Source organism: Nocardia macrotermitis, assembly GCF_009604405.1.
GTDB classification, from domain to species: Bacteria; Actinomycetota; Actinomycetes; order Mycobacteriales; family Mycobacteriaceae; genus Nocardia; species Nocardia macrotermitis.
The window spans coordinates 1-1,092 of record NZ_WEGK01000049.1 but is presented as its reverse complement, the minus strand read 5'-3'; the positions used below and the strand labels follow the sequence as shown (position 1 = coordinate 1,092).

Sequence of the window (1,092 nt, the reverse complement as noted above, 5' to 3'; positions counted from 1 at the left end):
CGCTATCGTGACGGATATGACTGCCGCCCAGGACAACCCACACGACTCACTGTTCCGGGCAATCATGTCCAACCCCACCGCCGCGGCCGCGCACCTGCAAACAATCCTCCCACCATGGCTCGTCGCACTCATCGACTGGAACACCCTGGAACTCGCACCCACCCGATACATCCTCGACGGCCTACGCAACCGCGAAAGCGACGTCGTGTTCACCGCCACCATGGCCGGACACCACGGCTACCTGCACCTCATGCTCGAACACCAATCCACCCCCCACAAACACATGCCCCTACGCACCCTGGAATACACCATCGGACAATGGGGCCAACACCTCAAGGAAAACCCCAACTCCGACCACTACCCACTGGTCATCCCCGTCGTCATCCACTCCGGCCCCGCCAACCGCACCTGGAACCACAGCACCGAACTCTGGGACCGCGTCGGCACCGACCCCACCCTCCGCGCACGCCTGGGACCATTCATCCCCCGATACCAGATCATCGTCGACGACATATCCCGCCTCAGCATCGACAACCTCTACGCCCGCAACCTCCCACCCGCGGTCACCACCATGCTGCTCCTACACCGCCTCGCCTCCCGAAACCAACACCTCGACCACGACCTGAAACCCCACATCGAAGTCCTCCGCGCGATCGAACAAACCCCCACCGGACCCCACGACCTACACACCGTGTTCACGTACATTAGTAAAGTGTCCGAAACCAGCCCCCAGGACCTGAGCCGACTCGTCGACCAACTCGGGCCAGTGGCAAAGGAGGCCGCAATGACCACCGCCGAACAACTCCGCGCCGAAGGCGAAGTCAAAGGGCAAGCCGTCATGCTGATACATCAACTGACGATCAAATTCGGACCGCTCCCTCAGCAGATGGTCAACAGGGTTGAGGCCGCCGACGCGACAGCCCTCGAACGATGGAGCGAACGAGTATTGACCGCTACATCCCTCCCCGAAGTCTTCAGCTGACACCCCACAACCCGAGCCGACTCGTCCACCAACCCGGCCCAGCGGCAAAGGAAACCACGATGACCACCGCCGAACAACTCGAAGCCAGAGGCTACGCCAAAGGGTTCAAG

1 protein-coding gene is annotated in these 1,092 nt (G+C 61.7%); it reads left to right on the top strand.

Going from position 1 to position 1,092, the window contains the following annotated elements; all coding sequences use genetic code 11:
- The coding region (locus tag NRB20_RS37365; protein ID WP_227834245.1) for an Rpn family recombination-promoting nuclease/putative transposase at window positions 1-982 on the top strand (982 nt) is incomplete at its 5' end.
- Window positions 983-1,092 lie beyond the last annotated feature (110 nt).